The following is a 26,272-nucleotide window of genomic DNA, read 5'->3' as shown; positions in this document are numbered from 1 at the left end:
GCAATGCCACGCCGTCCCGATCGGCCATCATGAGCCGGTGACCGTCGACGCTCCGCATCGTGGGCTCGTCCTCCTCGTCGAGGATGAACCGGCCATCGCCGACCTGGTCCGGCTCTATCTGGCCCGGGACGGGTTCGGCGTACATCTGGAGCGGGACGGCGACGCCGGCCTCGCCGCCGCCCGCCGGCTCCGGCCGGTGGTCTGTGTCCTCGACATCGCGCTGCCCGGTCTGCCCGGCACCGAGATCTGCCGCCGGTTACGCGAGGCAGGAGACTGGACGCCGGTCATCTTTCTCACCGCGCGCGACGACGAGGTGGACCGCATCGTCGGGCTCGAACTCGGCGCCGACGACTACGTCACCAAACCGTTCAGCCCACGTGAACTGGTGGCCCGGGTGCGGGCGGTGCTGCGCCGGGTCGCCGGGCCGCCGCCGGGCCGGCCGCGGATCGTCGGCGGGGTCACGCTGGACCCCGACCGCCGTACGGTGACCGCCGCGGGTGATCCGGTGCAGCTGACCTCCACCGAGTTCGACCTGCTCGCCCACCTGATGGCCCGGCCCGGGCGGGTGTTCACCCGGGAGGAACTGCTCGCCGGGGTGTGGGGGTACGCCGTGCCCGCGGGCACCCGAACCGTTGACGTGCACGTGGCGCAGGTCCGCGCGAAGCTCGGCCCGGAGAGTGTGATCCGCACCCATCGGGGGGTGGGGTACGCCGTCGATGCGTGAGCACTCGGTCGACCCGCCGACCGCGCCGACGGCCGGCACCCAGCGGCCCGCGCCCACCCGGCGCGGGTCGACCCTGACCGTCCGGGCGGTGCTGGTCACCTGCGCCGTCGCCCTGGTCTCGGTTCTGGTCACCGCGATCGTCGCGGTGCCGCTCGCGGTACGCGGGGTGGAACACCGCGAGCGGCAGGCGCTGGCTGCCCAGTCCCGGCTCGCCGCCGAGGCGCTGCGCAGCCGGCTTGACACCCCGCGCACCGTGGACGAGGACCGGTTGCTGCGGCAACTGCGGGCGCAGGGAATCGAGGCGTACCTGGTTCGGAACGGGGTGGTGGACCGGCCGGGCCTGCCGGTCCAGGTCGTGCAGCGGATCACCGAGGGCCGGCACGTCGCCGGCCGGCGTTCGGTCGCCGGGCGGCCAGCGTTGGTGCAGGGACGGGCTCTGCCCGGCGGCGACGGGGTGGTGCTCGTGCGGGCCGGCTCGCTCGGCGGCGTGTGGCGGCAGGTCGTCCAGAGCCTCTGGCTTCCCCTGCTCGCCGGGCTGGCGGCCGGGCTGGTCGCCGGTCTGCTGCTCGCCCGCCGTCTGGCCCGGCCGATCCGGCGGGCGGCGGACGCCGCCGCGCGGCTGCGGGCGGGCGAGCGTGCGATCCGCGTGCCGGTGGAGCCCCCGCACGAGGTGGCGGACCTGGCAGCGGCCCTCAACGGCCTGGCTGCCGCGCTCGCCACCAGCGAGGGACGGCAGCGAGAGTTCCTGCTCTCCGTCTCGCATGAGCTGCGGACCCCGCTGACCGCCATCCGTGGGTACGCGGAGGCGCTGGCGGACGGGGTGATCGACTCGGCGGAGGTGACCGGAACCGGGCGCACGGTGCTGGCCGAGGCGGAGCATCTGGATCGACTGGTGCGGGATCTGCTGGCCCTGGCCCGGCTGGAGGCCGTCGACTTTCCGCTGGAGCCGGTCCGGGTCGACCTGGTTCGGCTGGCCGCGGAGGCGGAGCGGACGTGGGCGGCGCGGTGCGCGGCCGTCTCGGTGGTGTTCCGGGTCGAGGCGCCGGATCAGGCGGTGCCGGTGCACACCGATCCGGGGCGGATCCGACAGGTGGTGGATGGGCTGCTGGAGAACGCGCTGCGGGTGGTGCCGCCGGGGGCGCCGGTGGTGCTGGCGACCCGGTGGGCCGGCACTGACCCGGCCGCCGGCGGGGTGATCGAGGTTCGGGACGGCGGCCCCGGCCTGACCGACGACGACCTGGCGGTGGTGTTCGAGCGTGGTGCGCTGCACCAGCGGTACCGGGGGGTGCGCAAGGTCGGTAGTGGGCTGGGCCTGGCGCTCGCCGCCGGCCTGGTCCAGCGGCTCGGCGGGGAGATCAGTGCGGGCCACGCGGCCGAGGGTGGGGCCGCGTTCGTCGTCTCGCTGCCGCCGGATCCTTACCGGATCCGAACCTCGGCCTGACGTCGCGCTCGCCGAGACCGACCAGGCTGGACTCCCAGACACAGTGACGAGAGGGAGAGTCATGGCACGTTGGGGAGTCGCCGCCACCACGCTGTTCGCGGCGGTCACGCTCGGGCTCAGCGGCTGCGGCGCGGCCCAGGTGGCCGGGCCGGCCGGGGAGCAGGCCGTTGAGGTCGCCGCGGCGTTGGGCGTGGAGGGTCAGGCGCTGGCCGCGCTGGGCCTGGACCCCGTCGAAATGGACGTGGTGCCCGTCGCCGCGTCGGATTCACCGGCCCCCGACGCGGAGGAGGGCCGTAAGGAACGGGCCGAACAGTGGCGCAAGCGGCGACCGGCCCGGGTGTTGCTGCGGAAGAACACCATGCACGGCGAGGTCGTGGTGGAGACGAAAGAGGACGGTCCGAGGACGGTGGCCGTCCAACGCGGTGAGGTTACCGCGATCGATGAGCAGGGGATGACCGTCAGGTCGTCGGACGGCTTCGAGATGACCTGGACCTTCGGGCCGGAGCTGCGGGTGGTGGAGCGCCGCCAGACGGTCCAGCCGGAGGAGGTCGAGGTCGGCCGGGTGCTCGGCGTGGCCGGCGCGAAGGACGGCGAGAACGGCGAGGCTCGATTGATCGTGCTGCCCAAGAGCGAGTAGTCCGCCGCTGGCGGCGGTTCGGCACATTGGCCGCCGGTCCGCCGCCGGTCCGTCGAGATCCCGGCCCGACGAGGTACGCTATGGCGTCCAATGGTGCGCTCACCGGGGGAAACGTCTGTGAAGCTCTCGATCCTCATGCCGGTCTACAACGAGGAAGAACGCATCGCGGACGCCTTGAAGCAGGCGCTCGCGGTGGACTATCCGTGCGAGATCGAGCTCGTCGTGGTCGACGACGGGAGTCGGGACGGCACCGGCGAGATCCTTGACCGGGCCGATGACGCCCGGGTCCGCGTGATCACCCACCCGCGCAACTCCGGCAAGGGTGCGGCGATCCGGACGGCGGTCGACCACGCCGAGGGTGAGTACATGGTGATCCTCGACGCCGACCTGGAGTACGACCCGCAGGACATCGCCAAGCTGCTCGCGCCGGTCCTCGATGGGCGGGCCACGGTCGTCTACGGTAATCGCACCTTCGGCAGCCACAGCGCCTACAGCTTCTGGTACGTGATGGGCAACAAGGGCGTCACGATGGTGGCCAACGTGCTGTTCAACTCCTACATCGGCGATCTGGAGACCTGCTTCAAGCTGATGCCGATCGAGTTGTACCGCTCGCTGGAGATTCACTCTCGCGGCTTCGGCATGGAGGCGGAGGTGACCGGCAAGCTGCTGCGCCGTCGGATCCGCCCGTACGAGGTGCCGATCAGCTACCGGGCCCGCGGCCGCGAGGAGGGCAAGAAGATCACCTGGAAGGACGGGGTTGAGGCGGTCTGGATTCTCAGCCGGGAGCGGGCCCGGCGCCGTCCTCCGGGTACCGCCCCCCGCTGATCCTCGGGGTCACTCCATCCGCTGCCCGGCTGACCCGCCGAGCGCCCCCGATGACCGCTGACCCGCCGTGCGCCCCCCGATGACCGCTGACTCGGAAGGTCAGCGCAGCGCCGGCGAGACGAAGTCCAGCACCGATCGCCGTAGCCCCGACGCGTCCAGGCCGTGCCAGCGGGTGTGGTCGTCGGCCGAACCGTACCGTCGCAGGTCCTCACGCCCGACACCGAGCGCGAGCAGCCGGTGCGGGCGGTCCGCCAGCGCCGCCGAGACCACCCGGCTGGAGGTCCCGGCGAGGTAGGGCTCGACCAGGATCACGTCGGTGCCGGCCCGGTCGCGGAGCCCGGCGGTGTCGAACGGCCGCGGCCGGTTGGTGTACGCCACGGTGACGGGCAGGTCGGCGAGTGCCGCGGTGGCCGCGTCCAGGGTCGGCCCGACGGCCACCACCAGGGGCGCTCCCGGCCCGGCGTCCCGTACCACCTGCAACGCCCCGTCGCTGCCCAGCGGCCGGTCGTTGCTGAGTACGGAGAGCCGCAGGTATGCCGAGGTCTCCGCGGCTACCGCCGTCCGCAGCATCGGCGCCACCTCGCCGGGGTGGCCGGGTACGTGCACCGTCCAGCCGTGCAGGGTGTCGATCAGCGAGACATCTGCCGGCGACAGGTGGGTCCGGCCCGATTCCGGGCGGTCGTACGAGGCGCCCACGCTGACCAGCACCGCGCTCGCGCCCTGGTGGTCCAGGTCGAGCTTGAGCTGCTCGTACGCTCGCTCGACCAGGAACGGCGCGTAGGTGTGCACGATCGGCCGCAGGCCGGTCAACGCCAGCCCGCCGGCTACCCCGACCATCAGCTGCTCCCGGATCCCGACGTTCAGGACCCGGTCCGGGTGCCGGGCCGCCGCCGGGGTGAAGAGGGCGGCGGAGATGTCGGCCAGCACCAGCGCGGTGCGCGGGTCGTCGGCCAGCAGCGTCGTGGTGGTGTCAACGAAGGTGTCGCGCATCAGTTCTCCTTGGGGGCGACGACCGCGACGACGACGTGGGGCCGGTCGCCGTCGTGACCGGTCAGGGCGGTGTGTAGGGCGTCGTGGTCATGCCCGTCGACGGTCGCCGCGGTCCAGCCGTCCACGGTGAATCGGGCTGCCGGTCCGCCCGGCCAGCCGTGGGTGGCGGAGGCGTTGTCGATCACGATCGCGGTAAGGTTGGCCAGGCCGGTCGTCCCGGCGTAGGTGATCGCCTCGTGGTTGGAACCCTCGTCCAGTTCGGCGTCGCCGAGCAGGACGTACACCCGGGGCTCGAGCCGGCCCTGGGCCCGTAGCCCGAGCGCGGTTCCGACGCCGAGGCCGAGGCCGTGGCCGAGCGAACCGGAGCCGATCTCCACTCCGGGCACGAGCATCCGGTCGGGGTGGTCGCCGAGCCGGCTCGTCGGCCCGCCCTGGTCGTCGAGCCAGTCGGTGGGGAAGAACCCCGCGCTGGCGAGCACCGCGTAGTACCCAGCGACCGCGTGCCCCTTGGAGAGCAGGAACCGGTCCCGGTCCGGTTCGTCGACGGTCGCCGGGTGGACCCGCAGGACGCGATGGTAGAGCACCTGGAGCACGTCGACGGTGGAGTAGACGTTCGTGCCGAACTCCCGGCCGGCCCGGACCCGCTCCAGCAGGGGGGCGACCGGCTGTCGGCCGTCGAGCGGCGCGGCGGCCTCGGCGACTGTCGCGGTGGTCGTGATGGCTGTCATGCGGCTAGCCTGCAACTTAAAGCCAACTTCAGCTCAAGGTGACGTGATGCAGGAGTCATTAACCATCGGTCAGCTCGCCGCGCGCAGCGGGGTGGCGTCCTCCGCGCTGCGCTACTACGAGCAGATCGGGCTGCTCCGAGCCGACCGCACCAGCGGCAACCAGCGCCGGTACGCGCGCAGCGAGTTGCGCCGGGTGGCGTTCATCCGGATCTCCCAACAGGTCGGCATCTCGCTGGACGAGATCCGGGAGGCGCTCGAGTCCCTGCCGGCCGCCCGGACCCCGACCCCGGAGGACTGGACCCAGCTCTCCAAGCTGTGGCGGAACCGGCTGGACGAGAAGATCACGCTCCTGACCCGGCTCCGGGACGACCTCGACGGGTGCATCGGCTGCGGGTGCCTGTCGTTGCGCCGCTGCACCCTCAGCAACCCGGGCGACCAGGTCGCCGACGAGGGCCCCGGTGCGCGCCTGGCGGTGCGGCGTTAGCCGACGGTCAACAGCACCTTGCCGACGTGCTCGTTCGACTCGACGAGGCGGTGGGCCTCGGCCGCGTCGGTCATGGGCAGCCGGCGGTCCACGACCGGGCGGACCTTACCGGCCGCGATCAGCGGCCACACCTGCTCGCGTACGCCCTCGACGATCTCCGCCTTCTGGCTGGGCGGGAGGGAGCGCAGGGTGGTCGCGGCCACCGTCGCCCGCTTCGCCAGCAGCGCACCGAGATCCAGCTCCGCTTTCCGGCCGCCCAACAGGCCGATCAGCATCAGCCGGCCGTCGGTGGCGAGCGCGGCCACGTTTCGCCCCAGGTAGGCCGCGCCCATGATGTCGAGGATGACGTCTGCGCCCCGGCCACCGGTGACCTGGCGAACCTCCTCGGCGAAGTCCTGCTCCCGATAGTCGATCGGGTGGGCGGCACCGAGCGCCCGCAGCCGGTCGTGCTTGGCCAACCGCGCGGTCACCAGCACTGTCGCCCCGAGGGCCGACCCGAGTTGGATCGCGAAGGTGCCGATCCCGCTGCCGCCGCCGTGCACCAGCAGCGTCTCCCCGGCGGCCAGCCGAGCCTTTCGCACCACGTTTGACCAGACCGTGCAGGCCACCTCGGGCAGGGCCGCGGCGTCAACCAGGTCCACGCCGCCGGGCACCGGCAGTAGCTGACCGGCGGGAACCGCCACCCGCTCCGCGTACCCGCCGCCGGCCAACAGCGCGCACACCGGCTGACCCACCGCCCAACCGGGCACGTCGTCGGCGATCGCGCTGATCACCCCGGAGCACTCCAGCCCGGGGTACGGGGACGCACCTGGCGGCGGCGGATAGTAACCCTTTCGTTGCAGTACGTCAGCCCGGTTGACCGCGCTGGCCCGTACGTCAACGATCACCTCGCCGGGGCCGGGCTCCGGGTCGGGCACCTCGGTCCAGACCAACGCGTCGGGTCCTCCGAACTCCTGGATCGTGATCGCGTGCATGGTTCCTGTCTACCCGACGCCGGTCCTCGCCCGGGAGCCCATACTGCTCACAACCACTATGGACGAACTGTGGGTGGGCGTGCTTGCCCATCGGCGGGACCGGCGTGGCAGACTGGGCACGGTCGCCGCCCCGCGGGGTGGTGCGCCGGGAGGGTTCGCCTAGTGGCCGATGGCGCTGGTCTTGAAAACCGGTAAGGCAGTGATGTCTTCGTGGGTTCGAATCCCACACCCTCCGCTCACCTGGACAGTAAAAACGCCCCCTGACCAGCACGAACGCTGATCAGGGGCGTGTTTGTCGGTGGTGAGTCAGTCTCACTGGTCGTGTCGTTTACGTGTCGGCGCCATCCGACGCCTTCTCGGCCTGATCGTCGGGTGCCTAGCGTCCCCTCGGTCCGCCTCCGGGCGGCCTCATCCTGGCCGTCGACGCACGAGGCGTAGACCTCACCAGCACATGCACGCTGTGCCGGCCCATTGCGTGAACCCGGGTACCCGGCACCCCGCGTTGAGTCATAGCGACACGGCGGCGTACCGCAGGTCGTACGGCCTTGAGCTACGCGTGGTTTGTTCTGGCCGCGGCTAGTGTTGTTGCACGGTGCGGTCTTCCTTGCGTTGGAGGGCCATGTTGAGCAAAAATTTCTGACCGTCTTAGAATTCCTTTTGCTGACGAGCATGCTGATTGGCCGTCGCTCACATGATCTGAGGTGGCGAATAGCTACAATCGATTTTAGTTCGACCAGTTGTTTTGTCACTGGAGGGAGTCGGGCGAAAGGTGGGTGCAGGCATGCGTTGTGCTTGGCCGTATCTTGGCTGAAACTTGGAGTGCTCGGTTGCTTTCAGCGGTATCCGGGGCGGACATTTTCTGTTAAGCGCTTTGAAACAGAGGCGCCTGCGGAACTTTGGTTGGAGGTGCGACAGGAGTCCCTGGAGCTGGAAACCCCTCCCAACTGGAACGAGCGACGCAGATTTCTTGACGGGCAGCTACTCGTAGCCGACCCGCACTAATTAGTGTCTATAACCTCTCAGTCGAATGGCAGAGGGTGGTCGGTTGGGGAGGGCTGAATGTTCCCTTGCTGTCACTTGTTATGCTGCGATCTATATCGCAGTTCCCTGCCGGAGTGCGGGCGGGATGGCGAATTATGCGCGTGGCCTCCAGTTATTCTCCATGTCGCTCGCCGATCATCGTTGACTCGTTCAGAAAAGTTGTTGCCTGGGGTAGGGGTGGTCTACCTGAGAGTTTGGACAGTGGTTGCTGCGCATAACCCAACTGAGAACGCACAACATTAGTAAACTTGAGCTTCGCGTTCTCAGGGAGAGCGGCCCAGTTGTGCCAGCGCTGTTGATCAAGCTTGCCTTGCATGAGGGCCAGGCTGACTTCCCAGAACGCTGCATCAAGGCCATGGGCGGCCTGGACGATTTCCGAATTGCACGTGAGGTTAACCACCGAGATTGCTTGGTTCCAGGGTGCCCAGTCGACCCATTTTGTGGTCTCGGACTCCGGCTTGCGGTCCGACTGTCGTGCTGCTGACAGGAGTTGAAGGTAGACGCGAGAGTATTCCTTGAGTAAGGACGCACATGCCTCGCTTTGTCCTGCAAGTCTATAGTGCTTCCTTTGGGAATTGTTCGCGACTCTTCCGCCCAAGTACGTTCCGAGTAGTGTGGCGATAATTGCAAGGAAGCCGGAGGGTAAGCCTGCCCACATCTCAACCGTCAATTAGTCACTTCCTTCAATGGTTTCCGGACGTAGCGCACCCGCCACCGCAGGGTAGTAGGTGCTTGCAACAGGTGCGGACCATCCGGCAGGTTTGCCGCTCTGGCTGGCTTCGGACTACCTAGCCGGCATGCCAAAACTATGACTTGCGTAGCCCTGACGACGTGCCGCGGAAATCGCCGGCGCGGGGTGGGAAATCGCCGGCAATAGGGCGGCCGAGAACTGGATGCGATGGTATGAGAAGGCGATTCTGGTCACCGAGGTTCGCATACGAGGCTGGCTTGCCTTCGAAAGAAAATTTTGGGAAGGCTGATGGGTGACTTCCATGATTGGGACGACATCCGCGCCGAGTTGCACGATAGAGACGACGACGCGCTCGAGGTGGAACGCGCCCGCACTGAAGCATGGATCAGCGCATACCAACTTGCCAAGGAGCGAAAGCATCTCGCTTGCCCAGTGGCAGGTAGCCGAGCCGATGGGGTCGCGCCTGGTCGGGTGCGCCAGATCGAGAACCGCGATCTTGGAGGTCAACGAGGTCGCGCCCCTGAGCCGGTACGCCCGAGCACCGGGCATCCGCTCACGGCCGACGCCGCCGAGAACCCCGGAGATGGATCACCTTCGACCAAGGCAGTGATGTCCGGCGGATCGCCTAATCTGCGTCCGGATTGTGACTGCTGACCCCACCACGGCCCGGTCTCGTAGAGAGCCAGATGGTGCGTCAGGAGTCAAGACGACTGGGGCTGCCACACGACCGTGTCCGGAGAGGCCGATGAGCGGACGGTTCGATCCGGTGCCATTTGAGGTGTCACCATGGTGGCGTGCGATCTGTCGAGCCAGCCCGCGTCGGCTCGCCTGCTTGGGATATCGCGGTCCCATCACGGCCGGGTCGGCTGGCAGGGGCCACTATGGCGGGGTTCAGTGATCGGGCTGACGCCGTCGTCGAGATCGAAGCTGTGCCACACCCCGCGCTCATGGTGATCTTCGACCTCGGCGACCAGCCACTTGTCGTCGAGGACGGCAGTGGCCAGCAACAGCGAGGTTGTGTCACGGCCGGACTCGCGCCTCCCCATGGTGCTCGAGGACGAGGCCAGGCCGGAAGCTTCGCGTGCCTTCAGGTGCGGCTGTCGCCCGTGATTGCGCACGCGGTCCTGGGCCCCGTGTTGGGGCTAAGTGGGGCCGTGACAGCCCTCGACGACCTCTGGGGGCGCGACGCCGCGCGAATCCAGGAGCGGCTGCGCGCCACCCGATCCTGGGACGACCGGTTCGTGATCGCCGAGGTAGCGCTGGCCAGACGCTATGACGCGGGCCGCGCGGTCGATGCGGAAGTGGCCCTTTGCTGGAGGCGGATGGTGGCCAGCCGTGGACAGGTGCGGGTCGAGCGGCTGGCGGCCGAGGTCGGATGGAGCCGTAAACGGCTGTGGGCCCGGTTCCGGTCCCAGATCGGTCTCACCCCCAAGCGCGCCGCCCAACTCATCCGGTTCGACCATGCGGCTCATCGCCTCGCCGCGGGCCACGGCGCGGCAGAGGTGGCGGCGGACAGCGGCTACGCCGACCAGTCCCACCTACATCGCGACGTCATGACCTTCACCGGAGCGACGCCGGCGACCGTGGCAAGCGCCCCGTTCCTCGCCGTTGACGATGTCGCCTGGCCAGCCCAGCCCTGACGCCAGTCGGTCTGTAGTCCGTGCCTGACATTCGTCCAATCCACCGGCGAGCACCGACTGTGACAGTGGGCTCATAGCGTCTGCATCCGGAGGACACCATGAGAGGCAAGGCTCCACTGGGCACCCGAATCCTCAGGGACACCCAGGACTGGTCGGCTATGACCGACGATCAAGTGATCGCCGCGCGAAAGAAGGCCAACCACGTGGCATCGTCTCGTGCCGCGCGAATCATCACCGGCCTGCCGGACCGCCGCGCGCGAATCGAGGAAACCTCGGTCGATCTTCCAGGTCGCCGTCTGATGCTGCGGGTACACCGTCCGAAGGACACGAGCCGACGCCTGCCGCTGGTCGTCTCATTCCATGGCGGAGGCTTCTTCGCGGGCACCGCCGCGCAGAACGACTGGCTCAACAGCAACCTTGCGGCCCGGTGCCCGGCAGTGGTCGTCTCGGTGGAGTATCGCCTCGCCCCGGAGCACCAGCTGCCCCAGCCGATCAACGACGGCTACGACACCGTGGTCCGGCTCGTTGACGACAGTACCCATTGGGGCATCGACCCCGCAGCCGTCGCGGTCATGGGCGAGAGCGCGGGTGGCACGATCGCCGCACTTGTCGCCTTGCGTGCCCGTAAGGAGGGCCCGCCGCTGCGCGCGCAGGCGCTGATCTACCCGGGCACGGACTGGACCGAGAGCATGACCAAGTACTCCTCCATCACGGAGAATGCCGACAACCCCACTCTCTCGGCGTCCCGGCTGCGCGCAACCCGCACGTTGAGCGTGCCACCTGCCCTCGACCCGCGCAGTGTGTCACCCGTCAAGTTCGAGAACCTCGCCGGACTACCACCCACACTGATCGTCACAGCCGCGCTGGATCCGCTGGCCGACCAGGGGCACCACTATGCCGAGCGGCTTCGCAAGGACGGCACCGACACCCGTTTGACCTGCTACCCGAGGGCCACCCACACATTCCTGAGCACTCCGGGCGTGGTGCCGGCCGCCCGGCCAGCGCGCCGCGAGATAGTCGCCTTCCTGCGCAGCCATCTCCATCCGGCGTCGCGAAGCTGACCGACGAGCAGAATGACCCGCTCATGCCGCCGATCGCGCGGCACAGAGCGGAACCGGTGTCCATGGTGCCTCCGGGCCGACGACCTGGACAGCAGCCCTGGCCAGCATGAATGCCGGCCAGGGCTTGAGGCACCGGCGATTTCCCAGCCCGTGGTCTTTGATTATGTGGGGTGCGACTGGCTTCAATTGGTGCGCGGGTTGAGCTATTTTTTCGTGCTTCTCTGGCATGGGTGCGGCAGTGATGAGTCCATTCGTCCGGGTTGCGCTTGGCTCCGTGGTTCGGCTCAGCGTTCTGCTGTCATAGCTACTCTTGGAAGCGCCGAGGTGTTCTCGGATATACGGAATTGGATCATGGGATAGCCGTCAGATGTCGGCTCCCGGAGCGAAGGTGTTTCCGTTGGGATCCGGGAACCAGGCGACACCTCCACCGCCCGGCCCGAGCGGTGATTCCCCTGGCATCATGTCGAGCTGGTCGTATCGGATCAGACGAGGCCCCCGGTGAGGAAGTGAAGGGCGAGCCAGGTCACGAACGCCAGCAGCGCGAACCGCCGTAGCCACACCCAGCCCGTGACCTTCCGGGCCGGCTCGCCGGGCTTGCGGCGCTGCGTGCCGAACCACAACCAGACGTGCTCGGACAGCGTGTCACCGTCGCGGCTGTTCAACACGGCCGTCACTTCGACCACGCCGAAGTACAGGAGCCAAACGATCCAGGCGGCCGTGTAGTTGCCCAGGCCGAAGGAGAGCCCGGCTACCGCACCGAGGAGAGCGCCGCCCGCGATGAACGGGAGGATGCGGCTCACCTCGTCACCGCGCAGGTAGACCTCCGCATGTGCGTTACCTCCCCGCCTGTCCTGGAGACGGCAGCGGCCCTGCCACCCGTGGGGCGCATTGGAGGCAGTCACCGTCGTGGTCGGCGCGCGGGTGTAAACGTAGGCGGGAATTCGCGTCTCCTCAAGCCTTGTGTCGTGTTCGGACATCAGCTTTCCTAGAGTCCAGCCAGATTAGGCTGCGTGCATGGTGGCGCGAGTGGACGTACGAATCGCGGGCGTGATCCTGGTTGATCCTCAGGGTCGGTTGTTGTTGCAGCTCCGGGACGGCAACACCTGGGTGGATCGCGGGGCTCTCCGGCCCTCTCGCCCTGGCGATGCTCCCGGACGGGAGCCGGGTCGTACATCTGGAAGACCAACTTGCCGGCGAGGTTGTCACCAACGAGGAGGGGGTAGCGACCCTCCAGACCAGGTGGGAGAGTGTGCGGGGCGTCGCCCTCCCGCAAGTCTCATCGGTCGCGCTGATCAAGGAAGCGGAGTGCCTGCATGAACCTCAGTAACGCTCGCTGGAAGAAGTCCACTCGCAGCGGCACGAGCGGCGGTGAGTGCATCGAGGTCGCCGGCAACCTTCCCGGCATCGTGGGAGTGCGGGACTCCAAGGACCCGACCGGGCCGGCGCTGGTGTTCGGGCCCCGGGCCTGGTCGGCGTTCGTCGCCCAGCTTCCCGACCGCGGCTGACCCACCACGGCACCACCGATGTCATCCCGAACCGGATTCGACCCGACCTGCGCTCGTCCCCACCTGGCGGATTCCACGGGGGCGAGCGCTTCGTCGTCGTGGTGGCCGAGGCCGGCCCGGGCTCAACCCGTCAGCCGGTGAGCAGGAGCGTGGTCGGGGTGGCGAGCAGGAGGAACGGGCCGAAGGGCAGGTGGCTGGACCAGCGGGCCCGCCCGGTGGCGAGCAGCGCCAGGGCGGTCACGGCGGCGAAGGTGAAGGCGAGCAGCAGCCCCAGAACCAGGAAGGGCCAGCCGTGCCAGCCAAGGAGCAGGCCCACGCCGACCGCGAGTTTGGCGTCGCCGAGGCCGAAGCCGCGCCGGCCGAGCAGGAGGGTGCTGGTGGCGAAGAGCAGGCCCAGGCCGAGCCCGGCGGCGGTGGCGCGCAGCCAGGGGGCGTACCCGGTGTCGAGGGTCGCGGCCAGGCCGAGCAGCAGCCAGGTGCCGAGCGCGGCGGGGCCGGTGAGTCGGTCCGGCAGTCGGTGCACCGCGGCGTCAACGAACGCGAGCGGTACCGCCCAGCCGAGCCACCAGGCCGCCGCGGCCAGCTCGATGACGGGTGGGCCGGCCAGGAGCAGCGCCAGGCCGGCGGCGAGCACGGCGACCTCCACCGAGCCGGGTGGTGGGCCGACCCGCGTGCCGCACCCGCCGCACCGGGCGCGCGGCCCGATCGCCGGCCCCGGTTGGGCCAGGCCGATCGGGGCACCGCAGGCGTCGCAGCCGAGCCGGGCCGTGACCCCCACGGGTACGGCGTGCCGCACGGCGGCGAGCCGCAGCACCGGGGTGAGCGTGAGCATGGCCAGCAGCGAGCGGGGGTGGGTGTGGCTGGAGATGGTCACCGACATGTCGATCTCCATCGGCTGAGTACGCAGAGTAACAACTGGTTGGTTTTCTGGTAGCGGGCTTCCTGGCCTGGGTCTGTCGTCGGGGTGGTCCGGCCGGGCGTCGGGTGCGCCGGGGCGGTGTGTCGGCAGTGGGGGGACGCCAGCATCGGCGACCACCCCCTACCACTACTGAGCGTGTTCACCTGAATTGCCCCTGTTGCATCGGCTGTCGTCAGCCTATGCTCGCCAATTGAGTGCAATGCAACCCCGGCAACCCTTCGATCAAGAAACTGCGGGCGGGGTGGGAGTCATCTTTCTTACAAGCCACTAACAGTAAATGTGGATGCCTTGTATGGGGCCCGGATGGTGGCATCCGGCCGCGCTTCCGCATGTCCGGATTCCCCGGGTGGCAACCGCCCGGGGGAGGTCGACGAGGAGGGGCGAGACAGTGGGAGGAAGGCAGGTCAAGGGCGCGGCGGCGTACCTGGCGGTGGGCGCGCTGTTGGGTGCCGTGACCGGCTGCGGCACCGACCGCGAAGAGCCTGTCGAGGTGGCGGGCGCGATTGATCAACCCGCCCCGACATCGCGGGAAGCGGGCGAGCGAAACGCTCGGAAAGCCGCGCTCGCCGCCTATTCCGGATATCTTGCCGTGACCCGGGAAGCGAGTGGCGCCAGCGACCCGCACCACCCGGAACTCACCACCTACCTGGCCGACCCGTTGCTGACCCGGGTCCGGTACACCCTCCGCGCAGCCAAGGAACACGGCGCTGTCCGCATCGGCGCACTCCGTTCGGACCCCGTCGTGACCGCCGTCGACATCGCGAATGTCCCGCCCACCGTCGAGATCCAGGACTGCCTGGACGCGACCGGCTGGCAGCTGGTCTACGCGGAAGACAAGCGGGTCGTGCCCGGTAGCCAGAGCACCCGGCACCTGGCCACCGCGACCGTGACCCGATATCCGGACGGTCGATGGTTGATCAATGCCGGCGCCTCCCACGAGGACCAGCCGTGTTGACCCGGGCCGTCCGGTCGCGCCGTACCCCGCTGCCGGCGCTGATCACCCTCGGGCTGGCAGCGCTCCTTACCCTCGGGCTGGCGGCGGTAGCCGTACCCACCGCCGGCCGCGCCGACCCGCCGGACGTGATCTGCCCACCCGGGCAGACCACCTGCGACGTCTGGGACGACGACCCCGGCGGTGGCGGTGACCCGGGAGACGGTGGCCCCGGTGACGGCGGGGGCGGTGCCGGCGGGACGTGCCAGTGGAACGGCCGGGTCGTCCCCTGCTACGACGAGGTGCTCGGCTGGTTCCACAACGGCGACGGCTGCTACTACAAGCTGATCGAGCCCCGGCCGGAGGGCACCCCGGACGGCTTCGACTGGTATCTGCTGACCTGCAACGGGGGTGACCTCGGCTCGCAGCGGACGGAACTGCGCGATGCCCCACCGCCCGGTTTCGGCACCCCGCCCGACCCGGCGGAACTGGCCCGACGGGCGCTCGCCTCGATCGACCTGCTCCCGCCGAGGGTGGCCGTCGCGCCCCGCCGGCACATCGGCCCCGGGTTGGTCGGCCTACCGGTCTGGATGTGGGCCAGCACGGCCCAGCCCGGCCAGCCCCGTCACTACTTCGGCCCGCAACAGGCCTCCGCCACCGACCGAGGTCTGACCGTCTCCATCGCGGCGGAGGTCGACCAGGTGACCTGGGACATGGGCAACGGCGCGGAGGTGACCTGCTCCGGTGCCGGAACGGCGTACCGGTCGGAGAGCCCGTTGGCCGGTAAACGCTCCCCGGACTGCGGCTACCACAGCGGCTACCCGGAGCCCGGCACGTACCAGATCCAGGCGGCCACGCACTGGACGGTGAGCTGGAGCGGCGGTGGCGAGAGCGGCAGCTTCGAGATCACCCGGACCAGCGGCATCGTGACGATCGACATTGATGAGCTTCAGGTGGTAACCCAGTGAGCCTTGCGACCAGCAACGCAGCGGCGACAGCCGACGCCCCGATCACCCCGCCCAAGGTGGTCCGGCAGCGCCGGATGCGCCCCGGCCTCCTCGGCCTGGCCGTCCTCCTGATCGCCCTCGGTGGCCTCGGCTCAGCCTTCGCCGTTAACGCGGTCCGCGCCACCGGCAGCTACCTGGCGGTGGCCCGGCCGGTCGAGGTCGGCCGCGTGGTCAGCGCCGACGACCTGGTGACCGTGCAGGTCGCCGGTGGGGCGGGGCTCTCCCCGGTGCCAGCCGGGCAGCAGGGTGACGTGGTGGGGAAACGGGCGAAGGTGTCGCTCGTCCCCGGAACGCTGCTCACCATGGAGCAACTCACCGACAAACCGCTGCTCGCCCCCGGCCAGCAGCAGCTCTCGGTGGGGCTGGAGCTGGCCCAGGCGCCGGCTCGCCGGCTACACCCCGGGGACAAGGTGTCCCTGGTCAGCACCCCGGCCGGCAACGACGACCGGTCGACCACCACGGCGACCCGATTCGAGGCCACCGTGATCGACGCCAGCATCGTCGGAAACGACGACGAGATGGTGGTCTACCTGGCACTCGCCGTGCGGGACGTGCCGGCGGTGGCGGCGCTGGTGGCCCAGGACCGGATCGCCGTCGTGCTCACCGAGGCGGCCTGAGCATGGCGATCATCGCGCTGGTCGCCGCGAAGGGCTCGCCGGGAGTCACCACCTCGGCGCTGGCCTGCGCCCTGACCTGGCACCGGCGGCTGGTGCTCGCCGAGTGCGACCCGGCGGGCGGGTCTTTGCTCGCCGGCTTCCTCGGTGGGACGCTCGACGGGCCCCGGGGCATCGGTGAGCTGGCCGTCGGGGAGCTGCGGGACGGCAACCTGGAGGCGACGTTCTGGTCGCAGCTGGTCGACCTGGACGCGCCGAAACGGGAGCGGCTGCTGCTGCCCGGCGTCGTCGACCCCGCCCAGGCCGGCAGCGTCACCCCGCTGTGGCAGCGGTTCGCCGACTTCTTCACCGAACTCGACCACGGCGACCCGCCGTACGACGTCCTCGTCGACTGTGGTCGCCTGCACGTGCCCGGTCCGCCCTGGCCGCTTCTGCGCGCCGCCTCGGTGGTGCTGGTGGTCACCCGTGCGCGGTTGCCGGAGGTCTCCGCCACCCGCGCGCTGGTCCGGGCGATCCAGCGGGACTTCACCGAGCACCGGGTCGCCCCGGGCGCGCTGCGGCTGCTGCTGGTCGGCGGCGGACACGGGCGTGGCGAGATCAGCAAGGCGTTGCAGCTACCGGTCATCGCGCGGCTGCCGCACGACCCCCGTACCGCCGAGGTGTTGACCCTCGGTGGGACCGTGCGGGTCGGTCGGCCGCTGCTGCGTGCCGCCAGCGAGCTGGAGGTGCCGATCGGGGCGCTGCTGGACCGGCGGCGGGCCCGCCTGGCCTGGCCGGTGACGCAGGAGGTGCCGAATGCGGTTTGAACCGGTCTCCGCCGACCCACGGCGGCACCCCCCAACCGCCGCGCCGACCGCCACCTCGACCGCACCCCCGCTGGCCCCGTCGAACGGCCGGCAGCACCGGCCCGCTGCCGCCGAATCGGAGCCACCGCCCCGCCCCCGGGTCGACTTCCAGGTCGTCCGGGAACTGCGCCGAGAGCTCAGCGAACGGCTCACCCACTGGCAGCGCGGCCGGGAGTTCGACCCCGACGCCGAAGACACCGAGCGCGCCCGGCTGGCGGTCACGGTCGTCTCCGCGTACGCCGACGCGGTCCGTCGGGCCGGCACCCCGCTCACCGCCGACGAGGAACGGCTCCTGCTCGACCAGGTGACCGCCGAGCTGGCCGGGCTCGGCCGGCTCCAGACCCTGCTGGTGGACGAGAGCATCGAAGAGGTACACATCCTCGGCTGCGACCAGGTGCGCGTCACCCGGCGCGGCGGCGGGGTTGACTGGATCGAGCCGATCGCCGACAGCGACGACGAACTGGTGGAGATCCTGCAGGCGGCGGCACGGCGGGCGGGCGCCACCGAACGTTCGCTCTCCACCTCCAAGCCCACCCTCGACCTGCAACTGCCCGACGGAAGCCGGCTCGCCGCGGTGTTCCTGGTCAGCCACCGCCCCTACGCGGTGATCAGAAAGCACAACACGCTCGATGTGGGGCTGGACGACCTCGCCGGCGGCCGAGCCGACCTGGACGAGATGCTCGACCCGCTGCTGCGCGACTTCCTCCGCGCCGCCCTGCGCGCTGGCCTGAACATCATGGTTGCCGGCCTGGCCGGGGCGGGTAAGACGACCGTCATCCGGGCCCTGATGAACGAGATCCCGGCCGATGAGCCGTACGTGCTGCTCGAGGAGAGCCGGGAGCTGCTACCGGCCCGCCGCGGCGACCAGCACCGGGCGGTGATGAGCTTCGAGGCCCGCGAGGGGCATGGCGAACGCGGGCCGGACGGCCGCCCCGCCGGTGAGGTCAGCATCGCCGACCTCATCCCGGTGTCGCTGCGGATGGGGGTCCTGCGGATCATCGTCGGCGAGGTCCGCTCCCGGGAGATCGTGCCGATGCTCCAGGCGATGACCACCAGCCGCGGCTCGATGTGCACGATCCACGCCCGCACGCCGGCCGGCGTCGGCGACCGGATCATCGAACTGGCCCTGGCGCATGGCCGGGAGATGACCGTTGACCAGGCCCGTCGGATGGCCAGCAACGCGCTCGACCTGATCGTCTACGTCACCATTGAGGACGAGACCGCGATCGGCGGTCGTAAGCACCGCTTCGTCTCCCACATCGAGGAGGTGATCGGTGTCGGCGACAGCGACCGGATCACCACCACCACGGTCTTCGGGCCCGGCCCGGACGGGCGGGCGGTGCCCCGGCACCTACCGGAGCGGACCCGCACGCAGCTCCTGCGGGTCGGCTACGACACCCGACTGCTCAGCCGGTGGATCGAGGCGGGCAGCGGCGCGTGGCGACGCCCCCGGCAGACTCGGTTGGCCCAACGATGAACGCCGCGGTCGACATCGAACTCGTCGCGGTGCTCTCCGGCGCCGCCTGCGTGGCCGGGCTGTTGTTGGCCGTCGTCGCGATCGTCGGCACCCGCCGTCCACCCGGGCCGGGCCCCGGAGCCGGGCGCGGGATCAGCTGGCTTGGCTTCGGCGCCACGCCGCAGGAGCGGCGCGTCCACCAGCTGCTGCTGGCCGGCGCGGTGTTCGCCGGCGCGCTGGGATTTTTGCTGACCGGGCTCCCGGTGGTCGGCCTGCTGGTCGCCGTCGCGGTTCCCGGCACGCCCTGGCTCTTCTCGGTGGGCCGGGCCGAGCAACGAGCCATCGGCCGCATCGAGGCGGTCGGCGAGTGGACCCGACGACTCAAGGACATCTCGGCCACCGGGCAGGGCCTGCAAGCCGCGATCACCGGCACCGTCGCCACCGCACCAGAAGAGATCCAGGAGGAGGTGCGACTGCTCGCCGCCCGTCTTCAGGCCGGCTGGCTGGCCCGTCCCGCTCTGCTGGCCTTCGCCGACGAGATCGCCGACCCGGTCTGCGACCAGGTGGTGGCGGCGTTGATTCTGCACCTGACCGACCGGGGTGAGCGCCTCGGCGACGTACTCGGCTCGATCGCGTCAGCCGCCAGCGCCGAGGTAGCCACCCGTCGGGAGATCGAGGCCAAACGCACCCAGCCCCGGTTCGCGGTCCGCTTCCTCACCGGCATGACCCTGGCGGTGCTCGCGTACGGGCTGCTGAACACCGACTACATCCGCCCGTACGGCACCCCGACCGGACAGTTCGTGATGGCGGTGCTCGGGGTGGCCTTCGTCGTCCTGCTGGCCTGGGTTCGCGCGATGAGTCAGCCGCAGCGGCCGGTCCGTTTCCTGCGGGCGCCCGAATCGCCGGAGGTGCTGGCGTGACGAACTGGCTGTTGACCATCGCGGTGACCGCCGGGGCGCTGGGCGGGCTCGGGGTCTTCCTGGTGGTCCGGGAGCTCCTTCCGGCGACCCCGGCACTCGGTCCCGCGCTGCGGCGGCTGCACCAGCCGTCGGGGTCCCACCCGGCCCGGCCCGCCGACCACCGGCTGGAGTGGCTGACCGAGCTCGCCCGGTGGCTGCGTCCACCGCACCAACAGCTCGCCCTGCTCGGCCGAACCCCCGAGCAGTACGCCCTGTCGCTGCTGCTCTCCGCGTTGATCGGGCTCGCCTCGCCGACCCTGCTCAGCGTTACGTTCGCCGTCACGGGGGTTGGGCTGCCGGTGGCCGTACCGGTGCTGGGCAGTCTCGGCCTGGCGCTGGTCTGCGCGTGGCTCGCACACCGCGCGGTGTTGACCAAGGCGGAGGCGGCCCGCAGCGAGTTCCGGGCCGCCGTCTGCACCTATCTGGATCTGGTGGCGTTGCAGCTCTCGGCCGCGCACGGGCCGGTGCAGTCGCTGGAGCGCGCGGCGGAGGTCTGCGACGGTTGGGTATTCGACCGGATCCGGGAGTCGCTGCGCCTCGCCCAGCTACAGATGCACTCGCCCTGGGACGAGTTGCGGGAGCTCGCCGACCAGATCGGCATTCCCGAGCTCGGTGACGTGGGCGCGATCATGCGCTCCTCGGGCAGCGAGGGTGCGCAGGTGCACGAGACCCTGCGCAGCCGTGCCGACTCGCTACGCGACCAGATCCGCACCGACAACCTGGCTCGGGCGGAGGGGGTGACCGGCCGACTGGATATCCCGGGTGCCCTGCTCGTCTTCGTACTGCTTGGTTTCGCGACCTACCCGTTCCTCGCCCGCCTCTGACGACCGTCCGACAAGGAGCCCGCCATGTCCCTGTTCACCCACCTTCAGGCCGCGCTGGTCGCGCGCCTGGCCGAGCTGCGCTCCGACGGCGAGCGGGGGGACAGCCCAGTCCCCACCGCTGTGATCATCTTTGGTCTGGTGGCCGCCGCGATCACCGTCACGGCGCTTGTCGCCACCAGGGCGGAGGGCTGGATGAACGCCATTCCCACCGCGCCCTGATCCGATGTCGGCAATGGTCACTCGTGCCGCTCTGCGCCGACGGCTCGGCGGTACGGACCGGGGCGCCAACCCGGTGGAGTTGGCGGTGGTGATGCCGGTGATCTTTCTGCTGCTCTTCGGGTCGATCCAGGTGGCCGCCGTGTTCATCGCCCGATCGACGGCGTTGCACGCGGCGCAGAGCGGGGTCAACGCGCAGCGGGTACTCAACGCCCCGCCGGACGCGGGTGCGGACCGGGCGCGACGCTTCCTCGCCGCGGCCGGTGGCTGGCTGGTCGACTGGGACTCTCCGGGACCGAGTTGTCAGACCGACGCGACCGACGTGACCTGCACCGTCCGCGGCCGCTCGCTCTCCGTCGTGCCCGGCGTCGACTTCCCGGTACGGGAGAGCGCACACGGGACGGTGGAACGGTGGACGGAGCCGTGATCCGGCACCCCGGTCGACGCGGCGACCCGAAGCGTGACCGCGGGTCGGTCTCCGTCGAGGCGGCGATCCTCGCACCGGCCTTCATCGCGCTGATGGTCCTCGCCGGGGTCGCCGGGCGTACCGCGGTCGCGGCCGAGGCCGTCGAGGCGGCGGCGCACGACGCCGCACGCGCCGCCTCCATCTCCCGTGACGCGGACACCGCCGGTGAGCGGGCCCGGGAGGCGGCCGTCCGGCAGCTCGACTGGCGCGGTCTGAACTGCACGAGTACGCCAACAGTCGACCTCACCGGCACCGTCAACGGCCAGGCGACCAGTTTCGCCGCCGCGTTCCGGAGCCCGATCGGCCAGCAGGCCTCGGTGACCGTTCGGCTCTCCTGCACCGTCGACCTGTCCGACCTGCGGCTGGACACGATTCCGGGGATGCCGGGCAGCCGCCGGGTGTCGGCCAGCTTCACCTCGCCCCTGGACCGTTACCGGAGTAGAGCTCTCGGGTTCGTGAATGTCGAAGTCGCACCGGTGACGTACTCGGCTACGGGTGGGCGGTGATGAGCGTGCGGGAGTTCACGGTCACGGCGTCGCCCACCGCGATGCGGCCGGCGCGGATGACGGTCGCCCACAGACCGAAGGTCAGGTCCGGCCGCTCGGCGACGGCCTTGAGGAGTCGGCCACTCTCGGGTAGGTCGCCCTGGGCCATGTTGATCATGATGCAGCGGGTCTGCAGGGCCTGTGGCCGCAGGAGGACAGTCGGTCCGACCTGTAGGTCCTGGCCGACCCAGCTGTCGTCGAGGAAGCCGGTGCCGGGTAGGTCGATGAGGAGGTTGGCGCGGAACCGCGCCGGGTCGACCGGTTCTCCGGTCATCGCGGCGAGTTGGCGTAGCCCGGCCGTGGTGATCAGGCTGACGGGTCCCTCGTCGTGGTGCTGGACTTCCGCCTCGCGGGCAATGGTGACGTTCCTGCCGATGGCGTGGCTGACCGCGGCGTGTCCGGCCGGGTCATCAGCGGCGAACGTTTCTCCACCCGGCAGCTCCACAGTCGGTACGCGCTCGCCGAAGTACCCACGAAGGTGGAGCAGGCCGGGCATACGGCGGAATCGGCGGGTGTTCTTGCCGCTGCCGATCTTGCCCTCGACGTCGCGGACCGCCCAGAGCCGGTCGCCGATGAGTCCCCGCTGCTCGATCTCGACGTCGTCGAGCCGCTCGCCGAGCAGTGACTTGATCGGGAATCTGCTGATCTCAGCTACCTTCATCGACGTCACGGTAGTGGGGGCGTGGTACCGCGGGTGTCCCCAGTGATCGCCGTGCCCACCCGTCGGGACGACTCGGGCCGCACCGACTCGAGCCGCACTGACTCGGGCCGGGTCAGTGTTTTCCTGGCAATCGCCGCCCTGGGAATACTCACCGTTGTGGCGCTCGCCTTCGATGGGGCCGGGCAGCTGCGTGCGCTGCAACGAGCCGACAACCTCGCCAGCGAGGCCGCCCGTGCCGGGGGGCAGTCGATCGATCTGGTCAGCGCGATCGAGGGAGGGCCGAAGCGGATCGACGAGCCGCAGGCGCGGCGGGCGGTGACCGAGTATCTCGCCGCCGCCGGTGCCAGTACCCACACCGTCAGCTTCCCGGTGGTTGACGGGGAGACCGTGGTCCGGGTGCGGGTCACCGTCACCTACGAGAGGTCGCTGCTCGGCCTCGTCGGCTTCGACGACACCGTCAACGTCACCGGGGAGGCGACCGCTCGGGCGCTGACCGGCGGACCGTAGGAAGGAAGGCCGCCATGTCCACACCGGCTCGTGTCCTCGGACGGGTGCTCACCGGGTTCGGCGCGCTCGCTCTGCTCTGTGTGCTGCTGGTCGGCGCCCCGGTGGCGCTGCTCGCGTTCGCCGGTAACCCGCTGCCGGCGCAGGTGCCCACCCTCGGTGAGGTCGGCACCGTGTTGACCAGCCGCGACGACGGTCAGCTCTTCATCCGGGCGTTGGCGGTGGCCGGCTGGGCGGGCTGGGCCACGTTCACCCTCTCGGTGCTGGTCGAGCTGGGTGCCCTCGCCGTCCGTCGCCCGGCCCCCCGGTTGCCGGGGATGGGTCGGCAGCAGCGGGCCGCCGCCGCGCTGGTCGGTTCAGTCGCATTGATCTTGGTGGCCAGTCCGGTCGCGGCCAGCGCGGCGGCGGTGGTGGTGGGCCCAACGGCACCCACGGTCGCGACGGCAGCCGCTGCGGCGCCGGCCAGCGGGGCGCTACCCCGGGTGGAAGGACCGGTGTCGGCCGCGCTGACCGAGCCGGTGCGGCAGGCGGCGAAGCCCGTGCCAACCGCTGCGCCGACCGGTGAGTCGGAGCGGGAGCCGGTCTATCGGGTGGCCCGGGGCGACTACCTCGGATCGATCGCCGCGCGGTACCTGGACGGTTTCGAGGACTACCAGAGCCTGGCCACGCTGAACCGGCTGACCGACCCGGACCGCATCCACCCGGGCCAGCTCCTGCGGCTGCCCGCCGAGGCCCACGATCGTGGCCCCGGCCCGCACGCCACCGGAGGGCTGGTCGCCCGCCCGACCCCACCCCGGCCGCCCGCGCCGGCACCGGCCGAGCAGTCGACGCAGCCGCCACCGGCGGAGTCGGCGGTTTCGGGTACGGCGGTCTCGGACGCGTCCACGACGGATACGACAGCCTCGGGTCAGGCCGCCCCGGGTCAGACCGCCTCGGGTCAGACCGCCTCGGGTCAGACCGCCTCGGGTCAGGCCGCCCCGGGTCAGACCGCCCCGGACCCGGCGGCGGAGGTGCCGATCGTGGCCGTGGGGGCGGCTGGTCCCGGCGATCCGGACCGGGTGAATCGGCCGCTCGCCGTCTCGGCCGTCCTCGCCGTGTCGAGCATCGTCGGCGCGCAGATCGGCGCGGCGCTCGGCCTGCGCCGACGCCCGGCGACCGCTCGCGCCGGGACCGGCCGTAAGGCGGTGACGGCCGGGCGGCGGCAGTGGGAGCTGCCGACTGGCCGGCACCGGCGGGAGTGACACCGGCCGGACCGGGCTGCGCCGACCCTATTGGGTGCGTGGTCCTACGTGGGTGCGCCGGCCCCATGTGGGGGTGTGTGGCGCTATGTGGGTGCGCTGCCCCAGCGGTCGGTGTGCACGGCCTCGGTCAGCGGGCGCTTGCTTCGCCAGCCGTGCCGGGCCAGGTCAGGTACCGCCTCGAAGTGGGTGACCGGGCCGAGGCAGAGCCAGGCCACCGGACGGATCCCGGCCGGGATCCGGAGCAGCTCGGCGAGCCACCCCTCCCGGTAGAACGACACCCAGCCGACGCCGAGTCCCTCGGCGGTCGCGGCGAGCCAGAGGTTCTGGATGGCCAGGCAGGCCGAGTAGAGCCCGGTGTCGGCGATGGCGTGCCGGCCGAGGACCGCCGGCCCGCCCCGGGTCGGGTCGTAGGTGACGACGACCGACAGGCTGGACTCCAGCACCCCGTCGATCTTGATGCCGGCGAATCTTTCGGCGGCCTCCCCGGTCAGCGTCGCGGCGAAGACCTTCCGCTCGGCGCTGACGTGCTCGTGGAAGGCCCGGCGCAACTCCGGGTCGCGGACCAGGATGAAGTCCCACGGCTGCGAGTACCCGACGCTTGGCGCCGCGTGGGCGGCGGCGAGCACCCGGTCCAGGGTCTCCGTGGGCACCGGCGCCCCGGTGAACTGCGCCCGCACGTCCCGGCGGCGGTGGATGACGTCGTACAGGTCCATCGGGCAGGCTCCCGCCGCGTTCGGCCACGCTTCACGCGGGCACCTCGCATGATCAAGTCGTTGAGCACTCTAATCCGATATCCAGGGACGATGCCAGCCTGAGCGCCGAGTTCGGGCTCTGGCACTGGTGCGCCGGACACCGCCGCGTCATGCTGTGCCGATGGGCGTACGCGTCGAACGGTCCGCGATGGTGACCACTGTGATCCTGGATCGACCGCAGGCGCGGAACGCCGTGGACGGTCCGACCGCGCAGGCGCTGGCCGACGCGTTCCGCGCCTTCGAGGCCGACCCGGAGGCGGCGGTGGCGGTGCTTTGCGGTGCGGGCGGCACGTTTTGCTCCGGTGCCGACCTGAAGGCGATCGGCACCCCCACCGGCAACCGTGTCGCACCGGACGGGGACGGCCCGATGGGTCCGACCCGGATGACACTGTCCAAGCCCGTGATCGCGGCGATCTCCGGGTACGCGGTGGCGGGCGGGCTGGAGCTGGCGCTCTGGTGCGACCTGCGGGTCGCCGAGGACGACGCGGTGCTCGGCGTCTTCTGCCGGCGCTGGGGCGTACCGCTGATCGACGGTGGGACGTTCCGGCTGCCCAGACTGATCGGCGAGAGCCGGGCGATGGACCTGATCCTCACCGGCCGTCCGGTGCCCGCGCCCGAGGCGTACGCGATGGGTCTGGTGAATCGGCTGGTCGCCCCGGGTACCGCGCGGACGGCCGCCGAGCAGCTGGCCGCGGAGCTCGCCGGGCACCCGCAGACCTGTCTGCGCGGCGATCGGGCGGCGGTGCTGGCCACGGCGGCGCTGCCGGAGCCGGCGGCGCTGGCGACCGAGCTGGGGTTTGGGATGGAGTCGTCGGCCGCTGATGCGGTGGCCGGGGCGGCCCGGTTCGCCGCGGGTGCTGGTCGGCACGGCGCCGGGGCCTGAGCCGGGCGCGGGTCAGGCCCCGGTGAGCATGACGGCTAGTCCCGCGATGGTGATGTCGTTGACGAAACGGTAGTAGCTCTCGCGGTTGTGTGTGGCGGCGCTGTCGCTCTCGACAAATGGGGTGATGAGCACCTCTGTCAGCACAGCGACGCCCGGGCTGTCGGTAGTGGCCAGGCGAAACTCCTCCATCATCGCGGCATGGTCGCGTGGGCCATCGTCCTCGTGGATGAGGCGTTCGTCCCCGATCGAGACGCTGAGCATGGCGTTGTTGAGCAGCGCGGCGTAGGCCAGGCCGGCGCGGTCACCGAACCCGGCGTGTTGCAGGACGCTGATCCCGGTGTCGACGACGGGAATGACCGAGGGGATGGTCGGCCCGTGCATGAGCAGCCACTTGGCGACGCCGGGATGCGCGGAGACGGCAGGGTAGATGGAGTTGAGTAGCTCGCGGAACCATGCCTGCCAGTCAGGGCTGGCAGGCGGTGGTGCCAGTGGCTCGAGCACACGCTCAACGACATGACGGGCTATCCGATCCTTGCCGCCGATGTGGTGGTAGATGACCGATGGCGCGACGTCGAGCCGTCCCGCGAGGTCTCGGATCGACCAGCCGAACAGGTGGGAATCGCGGGTGAGATCCACGGCGACGTCGATGATCCGCGCGGGTGTGAGGCCCACGTGGAACGGGGGCGAGGAGGGCTTCGGCACGTCGGC

Annotated in this window: 31 protein-coding genes, 1 tRNA gene and 2 pseudogenes; 24 read left to right on the top strand and 10 right to left on the bottom strand. The window is 70.6% G+C overall.

What is annotated here, in order from left to right; genetic code table 11:
• Positions 1–37 precede the first annotated feature (37 nt).
• From STROP_RS22605 to STROP_RS22590, 4 genes are all read left to right on the top strand, one after another.
• Positions 38–724 (top strand): response regulator transcription factor, encoded by a 687-nt coding sequence (locus STROP_RS22605; RefSeq protein WP_012015669.1) that lies wholly within the window; start codon positions 38–40, stop codon positions 722–724.
• The gene (locus STROP_RS22600; RefSeq protein WP_012015668.1) at positions 717–2,165 is read left to right on the top strand and encodes a sensor histidine kinase; all 1,449 of its coding nucleotides are present in this window, start codon (positions 717–719) and stop codon (positions 2,163–2,165) included. Before STROP_RS22605 ends, STROP_RS22600 begins: the two co-directional genes overlap by 8 nt.
• A 61-nt stretch (positions 2,166–2,226) precedes the next feature.
• Positions 2,227–2,802, top strand: a complete 576-nt coding sequence (locus STROP_RS22595) for a hypothetical protein (protein WP_012015667.1) — start codon at positions 2,227–2,229, stop codon at positions 2,800–2,802.
• Between the two features lie 117 nt (positions 2,803–2,919).
• The gene (locus STROP_RS22590) at positions 2,920–3,627 is read left to right on the top strand and encodes a glycosyltransferase family 2 protein (protein ID WP_012015666.1); all 708 of its coding nucleotides are present in this window, start codon (positions 2,920–2,922) and stop codon (positions 3,625–3,627) included.
• A gap of 99 nt (positions 3,628–3,726) precedes the next feature.
• Here STROP_RS22590 and STROP_RS22585 read toward each other — a convergent pair whose 3' ends face one another.
• Entirely contained in the window at positions 3,727–4,617 is an 891-nt protein-coding gene (locus STROP_RS22585) for a transketolase family protein (RefSeq protein ID WP_012015665.1), read from the bottom strand.
• Positions 4,617–5,345, bottom strand: coding sequence for a thiamine pyrophosphate-dependent enzyme (locus tag STROP_RS22580; protein ID WP_012015664.1), 729 nt, complete (start codon positions 5,343–5,345; stop codon positions 4,617–4,619). Before STROP_RS22580 ends, STROP_RS22585 begins: the two co-directional genes overlap by 1 nt.
• 46 nt (positions 5,346–5,391) lie before the next feature.
• Between STROP_RS22580 and soxR the strand changes: the two genes are divergently transcribed.
• Positions 5,392–5,829, top strand: a complete 438-nt coding sequence (gene soxR / locus STROP_RS22575) for a redox-sensitive transcriptional activator SoxR (protein ID WP_012015663.1) — start codon at positions 5,392–5,394, stop codon at positions 5,827–5,829.
• On the opposite strand, the gene STROP_RS22570 is transcribed toward soxR, so the two are convergent.
• Complete coding sequence (locus STROP_RS22570; RefSeq protein ID WP_012015662.1) at positions 5,826–6,803, bottom strand: NAD(P)H-quinone oxidoreductase; 978 nt, start codon at positions 6,801–6,803, stop codon at positions 5,826–5,828. The genes soxR and STROP_RS22570 overlap by 4 nt on opposite strands.
• A 148-nt stretch (positions 6,804–6,951) precedes the next feature.
• On the opposite strand from STROP_RS22570, the gene STROP_RS22565 reads away from it, so the two are divergent.
• Positions 6,952–7,038: transfer RNA gene (locus tag STROP_RS22565), tRNA-Ser, on the top strand.
• A 1,590-nt stretch (positions 7,039–8,628) separates the two neighbouring features.
• Here the strand turns inward: STROP_RS22565 and STROP_RS25315 are convergent.
• Entirely contained in the window at positions 8,629–9,042 is a 414-nt protein-coding gene (locus tag STROP_RS25315; RefSeq protein WP_187151560.1) for a hypothetical protein, read from the bottom strand.
• Positions 9,043–9,386: 344 nt separating this feature from the next.
• On the bottom strand, positions 9,387–9,581 hold the full coding sequence (locus STROP_RS25945; RefSeq protein ID WP_238380253.1) for a hypothetical protein: 195 nt from the start codon (positions 9,579–9,581) through the stop codon (positions 9,387–9,389).
• A gap of 108 nt (positions 9,582–9,689) precedes the next feature.
• On the opposite strand from STROP_RS25945, the gene STROP_RS25940 reads away from it, so the two are divergent.
• On the top strand, positions 9,690–10,175 hold the full coding sequence (locus STROP_RS25940) for a helix-turn-helix domain-containing protein (RefSeq protein WP_230582483.1): 486 nt from the start codon (positions 9,690–9,692) through the stop codon (positions 10,173–10,175).
• Positions 10,176–10,333: 158 nt separating this feature from the next.
• On the top strand, positions 10,334–11,236 hold the full coding sequence (locus STROP_RS22550) for an alpha/beta hydrolase (protein ID WP_080516620.1): 903 nt from the start codon (positions 10,334–10,336) through the stop codon (positions 11,234–11,236).
• Positions 11,237–11,718: 482 nt separating this feature from the next.
• Here STROP_RS22550 and STROP_RS22545 read toward each other — a convergent pair whose 3' ends face one another.
• Positions 11,719–12,036 (bottom strand): hypothetical protein, encoded by a 318-nt coding sequence (locus tag STROP_RS22545; RefSeq protein WP_028567358.1) that lies wholly within the window; start codon positions 12,034–12,036, stop codon positions 11,719–11,721.
• 226 nt (positions 12,037–12,262) lie between these two features.
• On the opposite strand from STROP_RS22545, the pseudogene STROP_RS24395 reads away from it, so the two are divergent.
• The 3 genes and pseudogenes from STROP_RS24395 to STROP_RS22535 all read left to right on the top strand — a co-directional run.
• Positions 12,263–12,349: pseudogene (locus STROP_RS24395) on the top strand (NUDIX domain-containing protein); the annotation flags it as partial.
• A pseudogene (locus tag STROP_RS22540) lies at positions 12,348–12,563 on the top strand (Scr1 family TA system antitoxin-like transcriptional regulator); the annotation flags it as partial. The pseudogenes STROP_RS24395 and STROP_RS22540, both read left to right, overlap by 2 nt.
• Positions 12,550–12,741 carry a DUF397 domain-containing protein gene (locus tag STROP_RS22535; protein ID WP_012015655.1) on the top strand — a complete coding sequence of 64 codons (192 nt, stop codon included), beginning with the start codon at positions 12,550–12,552 and terminating at the stop codon, positions 12,739–12,741. The pseudogene STROP_RS22540 and the gene STROP_RS22535, both read left to right, overlap by 14 nt.
• Positions 12,742–12,871: 130 nt before the next feature.
• Here STROP_RS22535 and STROP_RS22530 read toward each other — a convergent pair whose 3' ends face one another.
• A complete protein-coding gene (locus STROP_RS22530) occupies positions 12,872–13,633 on the bottom strand; it encodes a prepilin peptidase (RefSeq protein WP_018829644.1) in 762 nt (253 codons plus the stop codon).
• 415 nt (positions 13,634–14,048) lie between these two features.
• On the opposite strand from STROP_RS22530, the gene STROP_RS22525 reads away from it, so the two are divergent.
• The 10 genes from STROP_RS22525 to STROP_RS22480 are packed head-to-tail and all read left to right on the top strand — an operon-like array spanning position 14,049 to position 21,484.
• The gene (locus STROP_RS22525) at positions 14,049–14,615 is read left to right on the top strand and encodes a hypothetical protein (protein WP_012015653.1); all 567 of its coding nucleotides are present in this window, start codon (positions 14,049–14,051) and stop codon (positions 14,613–14,615) included.
• Positions 14,609–15,559 carry a hypothetical protein gene (locus tag STROP_RS22520; protein WP_012015652.1) on the top strand — a complete coding sequence of 317 codons (951 nt, stop codon included), beginning with the start codon at positions 14,609–14,611 and terminating at the stop codon, positions 15,557–15,559. Before STROP_RS22525 ends, STROP_RS22520 begins: the two co-directional genes overlap by 7 nt.
• A complete protein-coding gene (locus tag STROP_RS22515; RefSeq protein ID WP_012015651.1) occupies positions 15,556–16,215 on the top strand; it encodes an SAF domain-containing protein in 660 nt (219 codons plus the stop codon). The genes STROP_RS22520 and STROP_RS22515 overlap by 4 nt, the downstream gene beginning before the upstream one ends.
• Positions 16,216–16,217: 2 nt before the next feature.
• A complete protein-coding gene (locus STROP_RS22510; RefSeq protein WP_012015650.1) occupies positions 16,218–17,018 on the top strand; it encodes a CpaE/TadZ family protein in 801 nt (266 codons plus the stop codon).
• The gene (locus STROP_RS22505) at positions 17,008–18,534 is read left to right on the top strand and encodes a TadA family conjugal transfer-associated ATPase (RefSeq protein ID WP_012015649.1); all 1,527 of its coding nucleotides are present in this window, start codon (positions 17,008–17,010) and stop codon (positions 18,532–18,534) included. Before STROP_RS22510 ends, STROP_RS22505 begins: the two co-directional genes overlap by 11 nt.
• A complete protein-coding gene (locus STROP_RS22500; RefSeq protein WP_012015648.1) occupies positions 18,531–19,433 on the top strand; it encodes a type II secretion system F family protein in 903 nt (300 codons plus the stop codon). Before STROP_RS22505 ends, STROP_RS22500 begins: the two co-directional genes overlap by 4 nt.
• A complete protein-coding gene (locus STROP_RS22495; RefSeq protein WP_012015647.1) occupies positions 19,430–20,296 on the top strand; it encodes a type II secretion system F family protein in 867 nt (288 codons plus the stop codon). Before STROP_RS22500 ends, STROP_RS22495 begins: the two co-directional genes overlap by 4 nt.
• 24 nt (positions 20,297–20,320) lie before the next feature.
• A complete protein-coding gene (locus STROP_RS22490; protein ID WP_012015646.1) occupies positions 20,321–20,515 on the top strand; it encodes a hypothetical protein in 195 nt (64 codons plus the stop codon).
• A 4-nt stretch (positions 20,516–20,519) separates the two neighbouring features.
• Positions 20,520–20,939: a TadE/TadG family type IV pilus assembly protein gene (locus STROP_RS22485; protein WP_012015645.1), complete on the top strand. Its 420-nt coding sequence runs from the start codon at positions 20,520–20,522 to the stop codon at positions 20,937–20,939.
• On the top strand, positions 20,924–21,484 hold the full coding sequence (locus tag STROP_RS22480; RefSeq protein WP_012015644.1) for a TadE/TadG family type IV pilus assembly protein: 561 nt from the start codon (positions 20,924–20,926) through the stop codon (positions 21,482–21,484). The genes STROP_RS22485 and STROP_RS22480 overlap by 16 nt, the downstream gene beginning before the upstream one ends.
• On the opposite strand, the gene STROP_RS22475 is transcribed toward STROP_RS22480, so the two are convergent.
• Positions 21,468–22,184 (bottom strand): MOSC domain-containing protein, encoded by a 717-nt coding sequence (locus tag STROP_RS22475; protein ID WP_012015643.1) that lies wholly within the window; start codon positions 22,182–22,184, stop codon positions 21,468–21,470. The genes STROP_RS22480 and STROP_RS22475 overlap by 17 nt on opposite strands.
• Positions 22,185–22,226: 42 nt before the next feature.
• Between STROP_RS22475 and STROP_RS22470 the strand changes: the two genes are divergently transcribed.
• Both STROP_RS22470 and STROP_RS22465 read left to right on the top strand, forming a co-directional pair.
• Positions 22,227–22,691: a pilus assembly protein TadG-related protein gene (locus tag STROP_RS22470; protein ID WP_026274737.1), complete on the top strand. Its 465-nt coding sequence runs from the start codon at positions 22,227–22,229 to the stop codon at positions 22,689–22,691.
• Between the two features lie 14 nt (positions 22,692–22,705).
• On the top strand, positions 22,706–23,929 hold the full coding sequence (locus tag STROP_RS22465) for a LysM peptidoglycan-binding domain-containing protein (RefSeq protein WP_012015641.1): 1,224 nt from the start codon (positions 22,706–22,708) through the stop codon (positions 23,927–23,929).
• Positions 23,930–24,012: 83 nt separating this feature from the next.
• Here the strand turns inward: STROP_RS22465 and bluB are convergent, their stop codons facing one another.
• Positions 24,013–24,642 (bottom strand): 5,6-dimethylbenzimidazole synthase, encoded by a 630-nt coding sequence (bluB, locus tag STROP_RS22460; protein WP_012015640.1) that lies wholly within the window; start codon positions 24,640–24,642, stop codon positions 24,013–24,015.
• A 160-nt stretch (positions 24,643–24,802) separates the two neighbouring features.
• Between bluB and STROP_RS22455 the strand changes: the two genes are divergently transcribed.
• A complete protein-coding gene (locus STROP_RS22455; RefSeq protein WP_012015639.1) occupies positions 24,803–25,564 on the top strand; it encodes a crotonase/enoyl-CoA hydratase family protein in 762 nt (253 codons plus the stop codon).
• Between the two features lie 12 nt (positions 25,565–25,576).
• Here the strand turns inward: STROP_RS22455 and STROP_RS22450 are convergent, their stop codons facing one another.
• Positions 25,577–26,266, bottom strand: coding sequence for a TetR/AcrR family transcriptional regulator (locus STROP_RS22450; protein WP_012015638.1), 690 nt, complete (start codon positions 26,264–26,266; stop codon positions 25,577–25,579).
• Positions 26,267–26,272 lie beyond the last annotated feature (6 nt).

Origin of the sequence: Salinispora tropica CNB-440 (genome assembly GCF_000016425.1) — a bacterium.
Classification (GTDB): Bacteria; Actinomycetota; Actinomycetes; order Mycobacteriales; family Micromonosporaceae; genus Micromonospora; species Micromonospora tropica.
The sequence above is the reverse complement of the archived record's forward strand: the minus strand, read 5'-3'. Positions and strand labels throughout refer to the sequence as shown.